This is a genomic window from Ruegeria sp. AP12, from assembly GCF_056540025.1.
Genome location: NZ_JBQFVZ010000001.1, coordinates 52,433 through 68,563, shown reverse-complemented (window position 1 = coordinate 68,563; position 16,131 = coordinate 52,433). Strand labels below are relative to the sequence as shown.

The 16,131-nt window shown below is 59.7% G+C and carries 16 protein-coding genes and 1 riboswitch; of the genes, 5 read left to right on the top strand and 11 right to left on the bottom strand.

Annotation, left to right across the window (positions count from 1 at the left end; translation table 11 throughout):
- Nucleotides 1-8: 8 nt before the first annotated feature.
- Nucleotides 9-1,361: a 3-phosphoshikimate 1-carboxyvinyltransferase gene (aroA, locus tag ACR0E6_RS00340; RefSeq protein WP_480580081.1), complete on the bottom strand. Its 1,353-nt coding sequence runs from the start codon at nt 1,359-1,361 to the stop codon at nt 9-11.
- Nucleotides 1,362-1,552: 191 nt separating this feature from the next.
- Here aroA and ACR0E6_RS00335 point away from each other — a divergent pair, with 191 nt between their 5' ends.
- Complete coding sequence (locus ACR0E6_RS00335) at nt 1,553-2,359, top strand: hypothetical protein (protein WP_480580078.1); 807 nt, start codon at nt 1,553-1,555, stop codon at nt 2,357-2,359.
- Here ACR0E6_RS00335 and trmB read toward each other — a convergent pair.
- The 8 genes from trmB to miaB all read right to left on the bottom strand — a co-directional run bounded on the left by trmB (nt 2,356) and on the right by miaB (nt 10,890).
- Entirely contained in the window at nt 2,356-3,066 is a 711-nt protein-coding gene (gene trmB / locus ACR0E6_RS00330) for a tRNA (guanine(46)-N(7))-methyltransferase TrmB (RefSeq protein ID WP_480580075.1), read from the bottom strand. The genes ACR0E6_RS00335 and trmB overlap by 4 nt on opposite strands.
- 165 nt (nt 3,067-3,231) lie before the next feature.
- On the bottom strand, nt 3,232-4,413 hold the full coding sequence (gene metK / locus ACR0E6_RS00325; RefSeq protein ID WP_480580071.1) for a methionine adenosyltransferase: 1,182 nt from the start codon (nt 4,411-4,413) through the stop codon (nt 3,232-3,234).
- Nucleotides 4,414-4,418: 5 nt separating this feature from the next.
- Nucleotides 4,419-4,467: riboswitch (SAM-SAH riboswitch) on the bottom strand.
- A gap of 21 nt (nt 4,468-4,488) precedes the next feature.
- Entirely contained in the window at nt 4,489-6,012 is a 1,524-nt protein-coding gene (gene lnt / locus ACR0E6_RS00320) for an apolipoprotein N-acyltransferase (RefSeq protein WP_480580068.1), read from the bottom strand.
- Nucleotides 6,009-6,896, bottom strand: a complete 888-nt coding sequence (locus ACR0E6_RS00315) for a hemolysin family protein (protein WP_170454429.1) — start codon at nt 6,894-6,896, stop codon at nt 6,009-6,011. Before ACR0E6_RS00315 ends, lnt begins: the two co-directional genes overlap by 4 nt.
- A gap of 36 nt (nt 6,897-6,932) precedes the next feature.
- Nucleotides 6,933-7,427 (bottom strand): rRNA maturation RNase YbeY, encoded by a 495-nt coding sequence (gene ybeY, locus ACR0E6_RS00310; RefSeq protein WP_480580065.1) that lies wholly within the window; start codon nt 7,425-7,427, stop codon nt 6,933-6,935.
- Between the two features lie 35 nt (nt 7,428-7,462).
- On the bottom strand, nt 7,463-8,485 hold the full coding sequence (locus tag ACR0E6_RS00305; RefSeq protein WP_170520443.1) for a PhoH family protein: 1,023 nt from the start codon (nt 8,483-8,485) through the stop codon (nt 7,463-7,465).
- 136 nt (nt 8,486-8,621) lie between these two features.
- Nucleotides 8,622-9,386 carry an outer membrane protein gene (locus tag ACR0E6_RS00300; RefSeq protein WP_480580062.1) on the bottom strand — a complete coding sequence of 255 codons (765 nt, stop codon included), beginning with the start codon at nt 9,384-9,386 and terminating at the stop codon, nt 8,622-8,624.
- Nucleotides 9,387-9,570: 184 nt separating this feature from the next.
- Nucleotides 9,571-10,890, bottom strand: a complete 1,320-nt coding sequence (miaB, locus tag ACR0E6_RS00295) for a tRNA (N6-isopentenyl adenosine(37)-C2)-methylthiotransferase MiaB (RefSeq protein WP_480580059.1) — start codon at nt 10,888-10,890, stop codon at nt 9,571-9,573.
- Nucleotides 10,891-11,012: 122 nt separating this feature from the next.
- Here miaB and ACR0E6_RS00290 point away from each other — a divergent pair, with 122 nt between their 5' ends.
- The gene (locus ACR0E6_RS00290; protein ID WP_480580056.1) at nt 11,013-11,876 is read left to right on the top strand and encodes a glycosyltransferase family 2 protein; all 864 of its coding nucleotides are present in this window, start codon (nt 11,013-11,015) and stop codon (nt 11,874-11,876) included.
- 70 nt (nt 11,877-11,946) lie between these two features.
- Here the strand turns inward: ACR0E6_RS00290 and ACR0E6_RS00285 are convergent, their stop codons facing one another.
- The gene (locus tag ACR0E6_RS00285) at nt 11,947-12,744 is read right to left on the bottom strand and encodes a phytanoyl-CoA dioxygenase family protein (RefSeq protein ID WP_170623837.1); all 798 of its coding nucleotides are present in this window, start codon (nt 12,742-12,744) and stop codon (nt 11,947-11,949) included.
- Between the two features lie 84 nt (nt 12,745-12,828).
- On the opposite strand from ACR0E6_RS00285, the gene ACR0E6_RS00280 reads away from it, so the two are divergent.
- Nucleotides 12,829-13,725 carry a LysR family transcriptional regulator gene (locus tag ACR0E6_RS00280; protein WP_170623839.1) on the top strand — a complete coding sequence of 299 codons (897 nt, stop codon included), beginning with the start codon at nt 12,829-12,831 and terminating at the stop codon, nt 13,723-13,725.
- 1 nt (nt 13,726) lies between these two features.
- Here ACR0E6_RS00280 and irrA read toward each other — a convergent pair whose 3' ends face one another.
- Complete coding sequence (irrA, locus tag ACR0E6_RS00275) at nt 13,727-14,146, bottom strand: iron response transcriptional regulator IrrA (RefSeq protein ID WP_170454458.1); 420 nt, start codon at nt 14,144-14,146, stop codon at nt 13,727-13,729.
- Between the two features lie 211 nt (nt 14,147-14,357).
- On the opposite strand from irrA, the gene fabA reads away from it, so the two are divergent.
- Nucleotides 14,358-14,867, top strand: a complete 510-nt coding sequence (gene fabA / locus ACR0E6_RS00270; RefSeq protein WP_170326986.1) for a bifunctional 3-hydroxydecanoyl-ACP dehydratase/trans-2-decenoyl-ACP isomerase — start codon at nt 14,358-14,360, stop codon at nt 14,865-14,867.
- A gap of 32 nt (nt 14,868-14,899) precedes the next feature.
- Nucleotides 14,900-16,129 carry a beta-ketoacyl-ACP synthase I gene (gene fabB, locus ACR0E6_RS00265; protein ID WP_480580053.1) on the top strand — a complete coding sequence of 410 codons (1,230 nt, stop codon included), beginning with the start codon at nt 14,900-14,902 and terminating at the stop codon, nt 16,127-16,129.
- Nucleotides 16,130-16,131: the final 2 nt, after the last annotated feature.

Genomic DNA, 16,131 nt, shown 5'->3' with positions numbered 1-16,131 from the left:
TGTCCGACTTACCGATTGTTTCTGACAAGCTGCGCCCCAAGGCGCGCCATCAAAGGCTCGAAGATCGGGAACGAGGTCGCAATCGGGCCCGCATCATCCACCGTCACAGGGCTCTTGGCGCCCATCCCAAGGATCATGAAGGACATTGCAATGCGGTGATCCAGAAAGCTTTCACAGGTGCCGCCGCCGGGGGTGTTGCCAATGCCCAGCCCCTCAACCGACCACCAGTCGTCGCCTTCGTTCACCGTGACGCCGTTGGCCCGCAAGCCGCGCGCCATCGCGTCGATCCGATCACTTTCCTTGACGCGCAGCTCTTTCACGCCGCCCATCATGGTGGTGCCGGTAGCGTTGGCCGCAACGACGGACAGCACCGGGTATTCGTCGATCATCGACGCCGCGCGCTCGGGCGGAACTTCAATCCCCTGCATATTCGGAGAGTATTTCGCGCGCAGATCGGCAACCGGTTCGCCGCCCTCTTCACGCTCATTCTCATAGGTCAGGTCCGCGCCCATTTCGCGCAGCGTGGTAAACAGGCCCGCGCGGGTCGGGTTCAGGCCGATGCCCGGAACCAGCACGTCCGAGCCGGGCGTGATCAGCGCCGCGCAGACCGGGAATGCCGCGCTGGAGGGATCACGCGGCACGGCAATGACTTGCGGTTTCAACTCGGGACGACCGGTCAGGGTGATGACCCGCCCCTCATCGGTGTCCTCAACCGTGATTTCGGCCCCGAAGCCCGCCAGCATCCGTTCGGAATGGTCGCGCGTGGCCTCTTGCTCGATCACCACGGTCTTGCCGGGCGCGTTCAGACCGGCCAACAGAACAGCTGACTTCACCTGCGCCGAAGGCACGGGAACCTCATAGCGCACCGGCACAGGCTCTGCCGCACCCACAATAGTCATCGGCAAACGCCCACCCGAGCGGCCCACCGATTGCGCCCCGAACAGCGCCAGAGGATCCGTAACCCGCGCCATCGGGCGTTTATTCAGGCTGGCATCGCCGGTGAATGTCGCCGTGATCGGACAGGTTGCCATCGCGCCCATGATCAGCCGCACGCCGGTGCCCGAGTTGCCGCAGTCGATCACCTGATCGGGTTCAGCAAAACCGCCGACGCCCACGCCATGAACGGTCCATTCGCCACCGCCATGATCCGTCACCTCGGCCCCGAAGGCGCGCATGGCCTTGGCGGTGTCCAGAACGTCCTCACCCTCCAGAAGGCCCGAGATCTTTGTCTCACCAACCGCCATCGCGCCCAAAATCAAGGACCGGTGCGAGATCGACTTGTCGCCGGGGACTTCGGCAGTACCGGTCAGCGGACCGCAGGGATGCGAAGTCATCGGAATGGGCGTACCGTGTCCGGACATGGGGGCTCCTTTTGCGCTATCAGTGCCCAAGCCGCTTAGCGAATTGGGACCGGTTGGTCCAGCGTCAAAGGTCCCGCAAAACGCCGCTTTGGTCCGGCGAACGGCTAATTCTGTGAGAAACGCCGCTTCGGTGCTACAATACCGCCATTCGATTTGATTGATTTTTGAACCTGACATTGAAGGAACACGCCATGGCCGACGCCTTACCCCTGATGGCCCGAGGGCCCCGAGACCTGTTTCACCCCAAAGATCCACTGCGCCCTGAAAGCAAGATTGAACAAAGGCTGGCTTTCCTTGTCGGCCTCGTTGCCTTCGGCCTGCCGTTGATTCTGGCTGGCGGGGCAGTCTTTGGCGGCAGCTGCTTTCGCGACAGTATCAGCCATTTTTACTATGCCCAGTTTCTGGGGGCGATCTTTGTCGGGTTGCTTTATTTCGTTGGTGGATTCCTGATCGCCTATACAGGTGATACATTCTTTGAGGACACGCTGAGCAGCGTCGCCGGGTTCGGCGCTTTTATCGTTGCCTCAGTCCCCACATTAGACAGCGGCTGCGAAAGCCATCAGACATTCCTGTCGCGCGTCTTTGTCGAGGTTAAGAACGCCCCGCCCATCAAGGTCGGACAGGCACCGGATCAAGGCTTTTTCAACCTGTTCAGCACCGCCAGCAACTGGCACATGATCGCCGCAGGCATTCTGTTCGTCTATCTGGGTCTCTACTGCCTGATCGTGCTGAAACGGGTCATCCCGCAACGGCACGAGAAGGACGGCGTGATGATCGACAGCAAGCGGCGGCGCAACAAGCTTTACAGCATTTGCGGATTGACCATTCTGGCCTGCGTCGCGGTGCTGGCGATCAAAGGCGAAATCGGCGGGCCGGGTTTCCTTAAATGGTGGAACAGCCTGAACCTGACCTTCATTGTCGAGGCCATCGCCTTATGGGCCTTTGGGATCGCATGGTTTGCCAAAGGGCGTGCATTCCCTGCGCTGAACGACAGCTAACCCAGTCGACGGAACGTCAGATAGTGGGGCGTACGCCCTTCGCGCAGCGCCTTCTGTTCGTACCGGGTGGAAATCCAGTCGTCCCACGGCTCGCGCCAGTCCGAGGGGCGCTCGGCCAGCCATTCGAACCCTGCGCGGGGGACTTCCTCAAGCGTCTGGCGAACATAGTCGGGAATGTCGGTCGCAACCCGGAAGATCGACCCCGGCTTCAGGGCGCGGGCCAGAGGTTCCAGATGCTCGGGCGTGACAAAGCGGCGGCGGTGATGCCGGGTTTTGGGCCAGGGGTCGGGATACAGCAGGAAGGCGCGTGAGATACTCGCCTCAGGCAAAACGTCGAACAGGTCGCGGGCATCGCCGGGATGTACGGCCAGGTTTTCAACCCCGGCCTTACGGATCTTGCCCAGCAACATGGCGACGCCGTTGATATAGGGTTCGGCCCCGATGATCCCGATATCCGGATTGCTCGCGGCCTGATGCACCAGATGCTCACCGCCGCCAAAGCCGACCTCAAGCCAGACATCCTTGCCACCGAACAGGGTATTCAGGTCCAGAGGGTGGCGTTCAGGATTGCTTTCCCAATCCACCGCGCCGGGCGACAGGGCGTCGAGGTCTTCGTTCAGATACGTCTTCTGGCTCTGCTTCAGGGTCTTCCCCTTGAAGCGGCCATAGAAGTTTCTGCGGGGGCGTTGGGGGGTCTCGGTGCTCATGGCGGTCGCCATACTGTGACAACTCACGAGTGGCAAGAGGCAGAGGTGGGGGCAAGCCCGTCGCCCTTGGTTTCTCGGACCAATGGCGCAACCGATAGCGACCGCCGAGATATTTCAAAAAAAGAAGAGCGCGCCCGTCAGGGCGCACCTTTTGATAGCAGAAAGTCAGACCGCCGCTTTCAACGCATCCGTCAGGTCGGTCCGTTCCCAGCTGAAACCGCCATCAGCATCAGGTGTGCGCCCGAAATGGCCATAGGCTGCGGTACGCTGGTAGATCGGCTTGTTCAGTTGCAGATGCTGGCGAATACCGCGTGGGGTCAGGTCCATGACCTGCCCAACGGCCTGCTCGATCTCGGCATCCGAGATTTCCCCTGTACCATGCGTGTCCGCGTAGATCGACAACGGCTTGGAAACGCCAATCGCATAGCTGAGCTGAATAGTGCAGCGTTCGGCCATACCCGCGGCAACCACGTTCTTCGCCAGATAACGGGCCGCATATGCAGCCGAGCGGTCCACTTTGGTCGGGTCTTTGCCCGAGAACGCGCCGCCGCCATGCGGGGCCGCGCCGCCATAGGTATCCACGATGATCTTGCGCCCGGTCAGACCGGCATCGCCATCGGGGCCGCCGATCACGAACTTACCCGTGGGGTTCACGTGCCATTCGGTTTCGTTGTTCAACCACCCTTCGGGCAGAGTTTCACGAATGTAAGGCTCAACAATGGCGCGGATGTCGGCAGAGCTTAGCGCCTCGTCCAGATGCTGGGTCGACAGCACGATCGAGCTGACGCCAACCGGTTTACCGTCGCGATACACAACCGACAGCTGCGATTTGGCGTCCGGACCCAGCGCAGGCTCGGACCCGTTTTTACGCACCTCGGCCAGACGCCGCAGGATCGCATGTGAATACTGGATCGGCGCGGGCATCAGCGCGGGCGTTTCGGTCGTTGCGTAACCGAACATGATGCCCTGATCACCAGCACCTTCGTCCTTATCGCCCGAGGCATCCACGCCCTGCGCGATATGGGCCGATTGTTCGTGCAGCAGGTTCGTCACCTCGACCGTTTCGTGGTGGAACTTGTCCTGCTCGTAGCCGATATCCTTGATACAGGCGCGTGCGATCTCGTCGATGCGGCCCATATAGTCGTGCAGCTTTTCCTGATCAGACAGACCTACTTCGCCACCAATCACGACACGATCCGTGGTCGCAAAGGTTTCGCACGCCACGCGTGCTTCGGGTTCTTCATTCAGAAATGCGTCAAGGACGGCATCCGAGATCCGGTCGCAAACCTTATCCGGGTGCCCTTCGGAAACCGATTCCGAAGTAAATGTATAGTTCTGTCTGGACATAAAAGTGCTCCATTAAGATTTCTCTGTCACGCCAGGAAGCCGTTGTGACAGGCTTTTGCGGGGATACGCGCCTTGTTAAACCGGGTCAATCGGTAATTCAGATCGCCCCCTGCGGGCAAAGGCCAAGACACCGGAAAAAAGCAACAATAGCGCGACAAAGACAGCTTTATCCCCGATTTGGGAATAAATGGTCTGAGCCTGCGGTTGTGGCAAAACGGCATCGACATAGCCCGCCTCACCCAAGGGCAAGGACGCGGTAACCCGACCCAGCGGGTCGATCATCGCCGACACTCCGGTATTGGCGGCGCGCATCAGGGGCAGGCCTTGTTCAATCGCGCGCATACGAGCCTGCACCAAATGCTGGTAGGGGCCGGACCGGGTGCCGAACCACGCATCATTGGTGATCTGCAACAGGAAATCCGCCCGCCCCGGCGCGTCGTTGACGTCCTGCGGGAACACGGCCTCGTAACAGATCAGCGGCACGGCACGGCCCAAGGCGCCAATGTCCAACAGCTCTGGCCCCGGACCCGCGCTGAAGCCGTGGCCCGTCGTTGCAGCCAGACCGTGAATGCCGAACTGGCCGAGCAGATCGCCAAACGGGATGTATTCCCCAAACGGGGCAAGATGGTGCTTGTCATAGAGCCCTGTCCGCGCGCCAACCTCATCCAGATAGATCATCGAGTTATAGATCCGCGGGCCGTCGCCGCGCTGAATGCCCAGCACGACGGGCGTGCCCTGCGCCGCATCGGCAATGGCTTCGAGATATGGATCGGCGCTGCTGAGCCATGCGGGAACCGCGGTTTCCGGCCAAACGATCAGATCGGGCCGCGGCTCGGCCGCGGTGAACTCGATCTGCCGCATGAAGAACAAGGGCGCATAGGCCGGGTCCCATTTCTGGTGCTGAGGCGCGTTTGGCTGGACCAGCCGCACTGTGTTTTCGGTGTTCAGAACAGATGGCCTTGAACCGGCATAGCCCAGTGTCAACGCAACGCTTGCCACAACAAAAACGGCGGGTACAAGAAACCCACGCCCGGTTCGCTGGCCCGTCAGCGCCGCACCAACAGGAAGCGTCACCATCAGCATCAGCGCCCCCAGACCGTAAGGCCCAATCAAGGACAAAAGCTGCGCTGCAGGCGTATCGATCCAGACCTGAGCCAGTCCAGCCCAAGGAAATCCGGTCAGCACATATCCCCGCGCAAACTCGGCAAGCGATAGGGCCAAAGCCAAAAACAGGGCCTGTCGCATTGCGGTCCCGCGCCCGTGCGAGACCCAGAACGCCGCCGCCCAAAACAGCGCCAACCCACCCGCCATGAAGACAAGGGCGAAAGGGGCCATCCAGGCGTGGCGTTCTGCATCTACCTGAAACGGCTCGATAATCCAGCTTAGAGCATGGGCGAAATATCCGGTCGCAAAAGCCCAGCCCAACCAAGCCGCACGAGCACGGGTTTCAGATGACAGGAACAGCGGAGCTATCAGCACAAAAGCCAGCAGAGTGGCGACCCAGTACCCGAAAGGGGCCAGACCAAATGCGCCCAGCGCCCCCAACGCGGCGGCTGCAACAAATCTCAGGCTGAAGGGCCAGCCCCGGACAGGGGTCATGCAGTCACGTCCGGCAGCATGACACGCAGGCGTTTGATGCGCCGGGGATCGGCGTCCAGAACCTCGAACTCGGGGCCTTCTGGGTGCAGGACGACCTCGCCCCGCGCAGGCACGCGACCCGACAGCAGGAACACAAGACCGCCCAAAGTGTCGATTTCTTCCTCGTCCACATCCTCGTGGCTGGTCAGGGACCGGCCGATCTCGGCCTCGAAATCCTCAAGCGGCACGCGGGCCTGAACGATGTAGCAGCCAGGCTTTTCCTGAACCCATAGCTGATCTTCGTCGGCGTCATGCTCGTCGGCGATCTCACCCACGACCTGTTCGATCAGATCCTCGATGGTGACCAGACCATCGACGCCGCCATATTCATCGATCACAAGCGCCATGTGGCGGCGTTCGGTTTGCATCTTGGTCATCAGCACACCGATCGGCATCGACGGCGGCACAAAAAGCAAGGTGCGCAGCATTGACACCAGATCGAACTCGGCCGATCCGCCGTTGAACCCATGCGTCAGCGCGAAATCCTTGAGGTGAACAAACCCAAGCGGCGTGTCCAACGTCCCTTCATAGACCGGTATGCGTGACAGGCCGCTTTCGCGGAACAGCTGCGCCAACTCGTCCTTGGTGGTTGTCGAGGGAACCGAGATGATCTCGGCCGTGGGGATCGCAACGTCTTCGACCCGCATCCGGCGCAGGTTGATCATGCCTCGGGGCTGATGGGCCGCGACCTGCTGGCCGTTGACAGAACTTTCCTGATCTTCGTCCTGACCGGTAAACGCGTCAAAAATCCGAGAAAAGAAACCGCTTCTCTCAGCTATTTCCGTGGTGCTGTCCTGTGGTTGCGCGCTGTGCGCCGCCCTAGAACTGCCGTCTGTGTCGCCCATTTTCCTGTTCCAATTGTCCGGGTGAAAGTACCCGCTTCATCCATTATATGGGTTATCGATACCCAGTTTGCCAAGTATCTCGACCTCAACAGCCTCCATCAAGGTGGCATCCGGGTCACGAATGTGATCATAGCCCAGCAAATGCAACATTCCGTGAATGATCAGATGTGTCACGTGATCATCTGTGGATTTCCCCGCCTCGGCAGCCTCGCGCGCGCAGGTGTCATGTGAGATCGCGATGTCACCCAACGCAATTTCGCCAGTGAAATCCGGCTCGGGTCGGTCGGGTTTGCCGCCCGGCTCCTCGGCGGCAAGATCCTCGGCAGGCCAGCTGAGCACATTCGTGGGCGCGGGCTTGCCCCGGAACTCAGCGTTGAGCTGGGCGATGCGGTCGTCATCGCAGCCCAGAACGCTGATCGCGCAGATTTCGGCGTCCAACGCGCAATACTCCAGAACCGCCGCAATGGCTGGCTTGGTCAACGCCTCCAGCCCCTGCCAACGCGGGTCTTCGATTGTTATTTCCAGGTTCATATTGTCAGCCCAAAGCCCCGTCTCGGAGCCATGGATCAACCTGTCTCACGGCCCGCATCGGCCTCATACGCTTCGATAATGGCGGCGACAAGCGGGTGGCGCACCACATCCTTGGACGTGAAGTAGTTGAAACTGATATTTGGAATGGTCTTCAGCAGACGCTCGGCATCCGCCAGCCCCGATTGCACGCCGCGCGGCAGATCGACCTGCGACCGGTCACCGGTGATGACCATGCGGCTGCCCTCGCCCAATCGCGTCAGGAACATCTTCATCTGCATGGTCGTGGCGTTCTGCGCCTCATCCAGCACCACAAAGGCATTGGCCAGCGTGCGACCGCGCATGAACGCCAGCGGAGCGATCTCGATTCGCTTTTCCTCGATCAGTTTTGCCAGCTGCTTGCCCGGCAGGAAGTCGTTCAGCGCGTCATAAAGCGGCTGCATATAGGGATCGACCTTGTCCTTCATGTCGCCGGGCAGATAGCCCAGCTTTTCGCCCGCCTCGACGGCAGGGCGGCTGAGGATGATGCGATCCACATGCCCTCCAAGGAACATCGACACGCCAACGGCCACGGCCAGATAGGTCTTGCCGGTCCCCGCCGGCCCGATGCCAAAGGCCAATTCGTTGTTGAACAGCGATTGCACGTAGGCTTTCTGCGCATCCGTGCGCGGCTCGACCAGTTTCTTGCGCGTCTTGATCTCAACCGCGCCGCCCTTGAACATCTCAAGCTGATCGCCGTCGCGACTGCCCGTGCCCTGCTCGGAATTGCCCATGCGCAATTCGCGGTCCACATCGGCGGCTTCGACGTCGCGGCCACCCTCAAGACGGGCATAAAGCGACTGCAAAACCTCAATCGCCTGTTTCTGAGCATCCTCTTCGCCCATCACAACCAACTGGTTGCCACGGCGCACGATCTGCACGGACAGCTTGTGTTCGATGTCGGTCAGATTGCGGTCATATTCGCCGCAAAGATCAATCAACAAACGGTTATCGGGAAACTCTACAAACGCCTCGCGCTGGGGCATTTCATCTTGCGGTGGGGTCAGGGCACCGATGGCCAATCCGTTCTCCTGTCTTGGCGTTTCACCCCAAGCGTAGACAACAAATCTTGGTGGGCGCAAGCCACAGATTCAAAAATTCCGCAGCAGATGACAAAACCGCCAACCGACCGGGGCGGCGACACATCAAGGACCCGTGTCAGAACGTGTAGTTGAGGCCGAATTTCAGCCCCTGATATCCGGGCGTGGATTTGGTCGAAAAGTCGGAACCGAGGTCCACATCGCGCGAGTCGAAGCGGATATATTCATACTCTCCGGTGATCGACCAATTGTCGTTCAACTTATGCTCGGCCCCGATACTGGCCGAGAATCCTCCACGGCGGTCCGAGTCTTCAAACGACTGGCTGGCGAATTCGGACGAGATACTGCTGGTGGTTTCAATATCGCCCCAGACATATCCAACGCTCACGAAATACAGGATGCGCCCGCTTTTGTTGGTCAGGCCATTTCGCAGGCGCACGGACAGCACATTCGAAATCTCGGTTCCGCCGCGCACGGTATCGCTGCCGATTTGCGTTGAGACAGTGTCGTCCAACGAGCCGAAATTGTAGCCAACCTCGAACCCGTAGACATAGTCTCGACCCAGGCTTGTCGGGACAACGCCCCGCCAACCGCCGCGGATTTCACCGTAAGATCCGCTAACGTCCTGTTCGCCAATCGCAAAAACATCGGTACTGGTCCTCAGGCCAAAGCGATCATCGCCGCCCGATCCGTAACCTGCCCCCAATCCAAGGTAGAACGCTTGGACATCGCTGCTGTAACGCAACGGGCTGACCACATCCGGTTCGGTGATATCCCCGATCACATCCCCCGCCATGGTCGCACTGGCCAGAATGGTCACGACCGAGGCCACCGGCAAAACACGCCAGGGACCCGGTATTTTCAATGCCCTAAGAACTTCCACTCGTACCCTCCATCACACGTCGACAAGGCCTGTGATTCGACGCCCAACGACAATTGAAAGACGCTTCCATATTCGTCTGTCAAAAATCTGACCTTCGTCGGAACATAGTTCCAAGCAATAAATCAAGGGTAAATTTTGGAAACAAACACCACAATTGGCCATTCATCGACGGATAATCGTCAACCTAAAGCAGTTCACCCGCCAGCGAATTTGCCCCCGATTCGGTGATGCGAACGTCGCGCAGATCTCCAACCGCTATTTCAGGGCCCTTGACGTGAACCGAATGCAGATACTCGGATTTACCCACCATCTGCCCGTCAAGACGCCCGGATTTTTCGAACAGGACACGCACCGTCCGGCCCACCATCGCATCCTGAATTTCGCGTTGATGGCGCGTGATCAAGGCCTGCAAGCGCTGTAAACGATCATCGGCCGCATCCGGATCCACCTGCGCCCGCTCTGCCGCCGGAGTACCCGGTCGGGTCGAGTATTTGAACGAATAGGCATAGCCGTATTTGACCTGCTCAACCAAATCCAGCGTCGCCTGAAAATCCTCTTCGGTTTCTTCCGGGAATCCGACGATGAAGTCACCCGACATAACGATATCGGGACGCGCCGCCCGGATACGCTCGATCAGGCGCAGATAGCTTTCGGCCGTGTGGCTGCGGTTCATCCGTTTCAATATCCGGTCCGAGCCCGACTGAACCGGCAAATGCAGATACGGCATCAGTTTCTCGCAGGTGCCATGCGCCTCGATCAGATCATCCGCCATGTCATTGGGGTGCGAGGTGGTAAAGCGGATACGCTCCAGCCCATCAACCTTGTTCAACGCCCAGATCAGACCGGCCAGCGTCATGTCGCCATTTTGGCCCGCCCCGTGATAGGCGTTGACGTTTTGACCCAGCAGGGTGATTTCGCGGACCCCACGTTCCACCAGATCCTGCGCTTCGCGGATGATACGATCCGCCGGGCGGCTGACCTCGGCCCCGCGGGTATAGGGCACGACGCAAAAGGCACAGAACTTGTCGCAGCCTTCCTGCACTGTCAAAAACGCCGTCGGGCCGCGCTTGGCCTTGGGGCGGTTCTTCAGCTTCTCGAACTTGTCCTCTTCGGGGAAATCCGTGTCCAGCGCCTTGGCCCCGGTACGCGTCTTGGCCTCCATCTCGGGCAAGCGGTGATAGCTTTGCGGGCCAACCACCAGATCGACCAACGGTTGACGGCGTATGATCTCTTCGCCCTCGGCCTGCGCCACGCACCCGGCAACGCCAATTTTCAGATCGGGTTTCTCGGCCTTCAGCCCCTTGAACCGACCCAGTTCGGAATACACCTTCTCGGCCGCCTTTTCCCGGATGTGACAGGTGTTCAGCAGAATCATATCCGCATCGTCCGCCGACTTGGTCTCGACATAACCCTGCCCGCCCAGCGTCTCGGCCATGCGCTCGCTGTCATAGACGTTCATCTGACAGCCATAGGTCTTGATAAACAGCTTTTTCGGTTCGGACATGGATCGGGCCTTTGCAGTCGCTGGATCGGCGTCATCTATATGCTTCGAACGCCGCTTGCAATGCGGGCGCAATTACCCGAATTTGGCGGAACTTTCCAGCAAGGCGCGAACGAAAACAGGCGATGCAGTACGAATCCCTCGATACCTTCCTGAAATCGGGTCAGACCGCTCTGCGCAAAGGTCCCGTCGCGCTTGTCTTTGCCGAGGATGAGGTCGAGGTCGAAAGCACGCTGCACCACCACCTGAGCCTCGGGTTCAAATCCGTGATCGCCTTCATGCCCGCCGAGTTCGATCTGAGCGCGGCCATCAGCGAACAAGTGCATCGCGTGACATTGAAATGCGCCCCGGGGTCCGTTGTCTTCGACACAGTCAACCGCATCACAAAGGCCGCGCCGGGTATCTGGCTGTATTACTGCTACAATGCCGAGTACCTGTTCTACCCGTTCTGCGAAACGCGCAGCGTGGGCGAGATGCTGGCCTTCCATACCGAGGAACGCCGCGCGTCGATGCTATGCCATGTGATCGACCTGTACGCGGATGATCTGACGCAATTCCCCAATGGCGTCGCCCCGAACAGCGCCATGCTCGACAGCACCGGTTACTATGCCCACACCCGCCACGACGCCACGGGGCAACCGCTCGACCGTCAACTCGACATGTCCGGCGGTCTGCGTTGGCGGTTCGAGGACCATATCCCCTATGAACGACGCCGCATCGACAGAATCGCCCTGTTCAAGACCGAAAAAGAGCTAACGCTTCAACCGGACCACACATTCAACCAGCCCGAATACAACACCTATTCCTGCCCCTGGCATCACAACCTGACGACTGCGATCTGCTCGTTCCGCGCTGCAAAAGCCCTGAAAAGCAATGCGGGCTCCACCTTCGACATCCCCAGCTTCCGCTGGCGCAACTCGGTTCCGTTCCAATGGCGGTCAGATCAGTTGATGGAGCTGGGTCTGATGGAGCCCGGCCAGTGGTTCTGATCCGCTCTTCATCTGGCCAAAAATATCCCGGGGGAGCCGCGGCTTGCCGCGGCGGGGGCAGAGCCCCCTATCAGCGTTGCAGCAAGACCGGGAACCAATCCTCGCGCAGGCGCTGACCCGGAACCATGTCATGCCCCGGAAATGGCGGTGAGGTCCGGCCCGGACGGTCCACATACCGCGCGTCATCCCCAACCAACCGCAATGAGAACGCCCTGCGGCGGCTGTCCGAATGATTGCCACGCGCACCGTGCAGCGTGCGGTAGTTGAAGGCCACGGCGTCGCCCGGCTCCATCTCAAACTCAACAACCTTCATGCCCTCGGCATCCGGATCGGGAACGGGAATGTACTGGCCTTCATCCGGAAAGAACCCCTCTTCACTGACCCAGCGGGTCGGCAGAACTTCTTTCTCCCAGCGATGCGATCCGGCAACGCAACGCAATGTGGCCTGTTTCACCGGGTCCAGCGGTGACCAGAAGCTGATGGTCTGCTGCCCTTCGACAAAGTAATACGGCCCGTCCTGATGCCAGGGCGTCGCCATCGAGGTGCCGGGTTCTTTGACCAGCACATGATCGTGGAACATCTGCACGCTGTTCGACTGCATCAGATCAGCCGCCACTTCGGCCGCTGGAGAATTCTCAATCACCTCGCGAAACTGCGGAATTCGGGTCCAGTTGCAGTAATCGTCAAAGAACAGGCCGGTCTGACCCTCTTTTCTGTTCTCCGAGGCATAGGGCCCAGGCTCTGCCATGTTCGCCGCCACGCCGTCGCGCAATTGATCCACGTGATCGGCAAACAGCCCTTTTATCAGGACAACGCCGTCGGTCTGGTAAGTGTCGATCATCTCTTTGGATACGAGGGGATGTGGCATGGCGACCTCCTTGATGTTTGCATCGGTTAAATGCCAACCATGTCTTCTGTTCAAATCATATCTTTGGAAGTTATAAATAACCTGATGTTATATATTTCCCTGCGCCAGTATGAATATGTCTGCGCCATCGGGCGTCATGGCAGCCTGTCTGCGGCGGCTCAGGCCCTCAATGTCTCGCAACCGGCGCTGTCCACTGCGCTGACGCGGGTCGAATCGCATCTTGGCTATCCTCTGTTCACCCGCAGGCGCGGGGCGGCCATGGCTTTGACGCCGCAGGGCCGCCGGTTCATCGAACAGGCACAAGGGTTGGTAAGCGCGGCGGCGGCGACCGAAGGCCCCTCGCCCGTGTCACAGGGATCATCCCAGTTGAGGTTGGGCTGTTTCGTCGATCTGGCACCCTTCCATCTGGCCTCGGCGTTGCAGGCCCTGAAGGCGGTCATGCCGGATGTTGCTGTGTCCTACCGGGTTGAAAGCTTCGAGGGATTGCAGGACTGCCTCATCGACGGACAGATCGACATTGCCATCACCTATGATCTGGGCATGGATGCGGGTTTTGTCCGGCAAAAGCTGTTCGACTCTGTGCCTTGCGCCCTTGTCCCCCCAGATCATCCCCTGGCGTCGGCTGGAACTGTTTCGCTGGCAAGGTTAGCAAATGACCCCCTTATTCTGTCCAAGGAAGGCCTGTCCGCGCAGCATGTGCTGACCCTGTTCCGGCAAAACGGGCTGCACCCAACGGTCGCGCACAGGGCCGCAACGCTCGAGATTCAACGCAGCCTTGCCGCACATGGCGAGGGGATCGCGATCAGCTATGCCAGCCCTTCGAATGCGCTTAGCTACGACGCCAAGCCCTTGGTCAGCCTTCCGATTACAGACAAAGACGCGCCCGAGGCTGTCGTATTGGCCCGGCACGGGACAGGACCGGTCGATGCAACAGTCGCTCTGGCCGAGCAAACCCTGCTGGACAGACTAACGGCGTTTTAGGTTACTGCTTTTTGCGCAGGCGGATAACCACGTCGACCGAGGCGATCTCGACCCCTTCCGGGGCTTCGGGAAGGCGTTGAATGACCAGTTGCTCTGATGGCGCATCGCTCAGGCGGCCCTCGTCTTCCCAGAAGAAATGCGGGTGGTCATGCGTGTTGGTGTCGAAATAGCTTTTCGATCCGTCCACCGTGATTTCCTGCAAAACACCGGCGTCGCAAAAAGCACGCAGGGTGTTGTAGACCGTCGCCAGCGACACTGCGTCGCCATTGGACTTGGCCGAGTCAAACAGGCTTTCGGCTGTCACGTGACGATGACGCCCGTCCCCAACCAGCAATTCGGCCAATGCCACACGCTGACGCGTCGGGCGCAAACCCGCGCCTTCCAACCAATTTGTCGCTATGTTCCGGCTCTGAGGTGTCATAAATCCGATACCCGTTCTTGCTGGTTATATATATAGGGTCGCTTGGTCGGGAATTTCAAATGAAATTCATTCGCAAAAACCTTGCGGGTGCAGGGAAAAGAGTGTCGCTGGAACACCATGACGTGGCCTGCCGCTCTTGCAGGACCTTGCATACGGGTGTTAGACGAGGCCAGATTTAACGAACTGACCCCTGGCAGGAGAGGCGGCAAGAATGGCCCAATTCCCGAGCAGCTTTGACAAAGACGATCTGCTGAAATGCGCCCGAGGCGAGCTTTTTGGCCCCGGCAACGCGCAATTGCCCGCCCCGCCGATGCTGATGATGGACCGGATCACCGATATTTCGGCAGACGGGGGTGCGCATGGCAAAGGCCATGTTCTGGCAGAGTTCGACATTACGCCCGATCTTTGGTTCTTTGACTGTCACTTCCCCGGCAACCCGATCATGCCCGGCTGCCTTGGTCTGGACGGCCTGTGGCAGCTGACCGGCTTCAACCTGGGCTGGCGCGGCTGGCAGGGGCGCGGCATGGCGGTCGGCGTGGGCGAGGTCAAGCTGACCGGAATGGTGCGCCCGGACCGCAAGATGCTGACGTATAAAATTGATTTCAAAAAGGCGATCCAGACCCGCCGCCTGACCATGGGCGTCGCGGATGGTATCGTCGAAGCGGACGGTGAAATGATTTACGACGTCAAAGACATGAAAGTCGTTCTGTCCGAAGCCTGAGCCTGACCGGCCCGAATGTAAGGAGCACGCACATGCGTCGAGTAGTTGTCACCGGTCTGGGGATCGTCTCCTCTATCGGCAACAATGCCCAAGAGGTTCTGGCCTCGCTGAAAGCTGGCAAATCCGGCATCGAAGCCAACGAACAGATGGTCGAACATGGCTTTCGCAGCCAGATCGCCGGAACGCTGAAGATCGACGTGGCCGAGCATGTGGACAAGCGCACCCTGCGGTTCATGGGCCCCGGCGCAGCCTATGCCCATATCGCCATGAGCCAGGCGATTGCCGATTCCGGGTTGGGCGAAGACCAGGTGGTCAACCCGCGCACCGGTCTGGTGGCCGGTTCCGGCGGGCCATCCACAAGCGCCATGCTGACGGCGCATCAGACGGTGCTGAAAACTGGCGCAACCAAGCGGATCGGACCCTTTGCGGTTCCCAAATGCATGTGTTCGACAATTTCCGCCAACCTCGCGACCGCATTCAAGATCAAGGGTATCAACTACTCGATCACCTCGGCCTGCTCGACGTCGCTGCACTGCATCGGCAACGCGGCGGAACAGATCATGCTGGGCAAGCAGGACGTGATGTTCGCAGGCGGTGGCGAAGAACTGGACTGGACCCTGTCCTGCCTGTTCGACGCGATGGGCGCAATGTCGTCGAAATACAATGACACGCCCGAAAAAGCCTCACGCGCGTTTGATGAACGCCGCGACGGATTCGTGATCTCGGGCGGCGGCGGCATCGTCGTGCTGGAAGAGCTGGAACATGCGCTGGCGCGCGGTGCCAAGATCTATGCCGAGGTCACGGGCTATGCCGCCACCTCGGACGGTCACGACATGGTGGCCCCATCCGGTGAAGGCGGTGAACGCGCCATGCGACTGGCGCTGGATACGCTGCCCGAAGGCCGTAAGGTGGGCTACATCAACGCGCACGGCACCTCGACCCCGGTCGGTGACGTGGGTGAGGTCGAAGCCGTCCGCCGCATCTTCGGCGAAGGCAACGTGCCGCCGATTTCCTCGACCAAGTCGATGACCGGCCACGCGCAGGGCGCGGCTGGCGCGCTTGAGGCGATCTTCTGCCTGCTGATGCTGGACAACGACTTTATTACTCCGTCGATCAATGTCGACACACTTGCCGAAGGCATCCTGCCCGGTGAAATTGCAACGAAAACAGTTGAAAACGCAGGACTGGACAGTGTCATGACCAACAGCTTCGGCTTTGGCGGCACCAACGGATCCATGATTCTGTCAAAGTATAACGGGTGAAT

Coding starts and splice junctions, on each gene's coding strand:
- aroA (WP_480580081.1), bottom strand. CDS start 1,361: ATGTCCGGACACGGTACGCCCATTCCGATGACTTCGCATCCCTGCGGT.
- ACR0E6_RS00335 (WP_480580078.1), top strand. CDS start 1,553: ATGGCCGACGCCTTACCCCTGATGGCCCGAGGGCCCCGAGACCTGTTT.
- trmB (WP_480580075.1), bottom strand. CDS start 3,066: ATGAGCACCGAGACCCCCCAACGCCCCCGCAGAAACTTCTATGGCCGC.
- metK (WP_480580071.1), bottom strand. CDS start 4,413: ATGTCCAGACAGAACTATACATTTACTTCGGAATCGGTTTCCGAAGGG.
- lnt (WP_480580068.1), bottom strand. CDS start 6,012: ATGACCCCTGTCCGGGGCTGGCCCTTCAGCCTGAGATTTGTTGCAGCC.
- ACR0E6_RS00315 (WP_170454429.1), bottom strand. CDS start 6,896: ATGGGCGACACAGACGGCAGTTCTAGGGCGGCGCACAGCGCGCAACCA.
- ybeY (WP_480580065.1), bottom strand. CDS start 7,427: ATGAACCTGGAAATAACAATCGAAGACCCGCGTTGGCAGGGGCTGGAG.
- miaB (WP_480580059.1), bottom strand. CDS start 10,890: ATGTCCGAACCGAAAAAGCTGTTTATCAAGACCTATGGCTGTCAGATG.
- ACR0E6_RS00290 (WP_480580056.1), top strand. CDS start 11,013: ATGCAGTACGAATCCCTCGATACCTTCCTGAAATCGGGTCAGACCGCT.
- ACR0E6_RS00285 (WP_170623837.1), bottom strand. CDS start 12,744: ATGCCACATCCCCTCGTATCCAAAGAGATGATCGACACTTACCAGACC.
- ACR0E6_RS00280 (WP_170623839.1), top strand. CDS start 12,829: ATGTTATATATTTCCCTGCGCCAGTATGAATATGTCTGCGCCATCGGG.
- irrA (WP_170454458.1), bottom strand. CDS start 14,146: ATGACACCTCAGAGCCGGAACATAGCGACAAATTGGTTGGAAGGCGCG.
- fabA (WP_170326986.1), top strand. CDS start 14,358: ATGGCCCAATTCCCGAGCAGCTTTGACAAAGACGATCTGCTGAAATGC.
- fabB (WP_480580053.1), top strand. CDS start 14,900: ATGCGTCGAGTAGTTGTCACCGGTCTGGGGATCGTCTCCTCTATCGGC.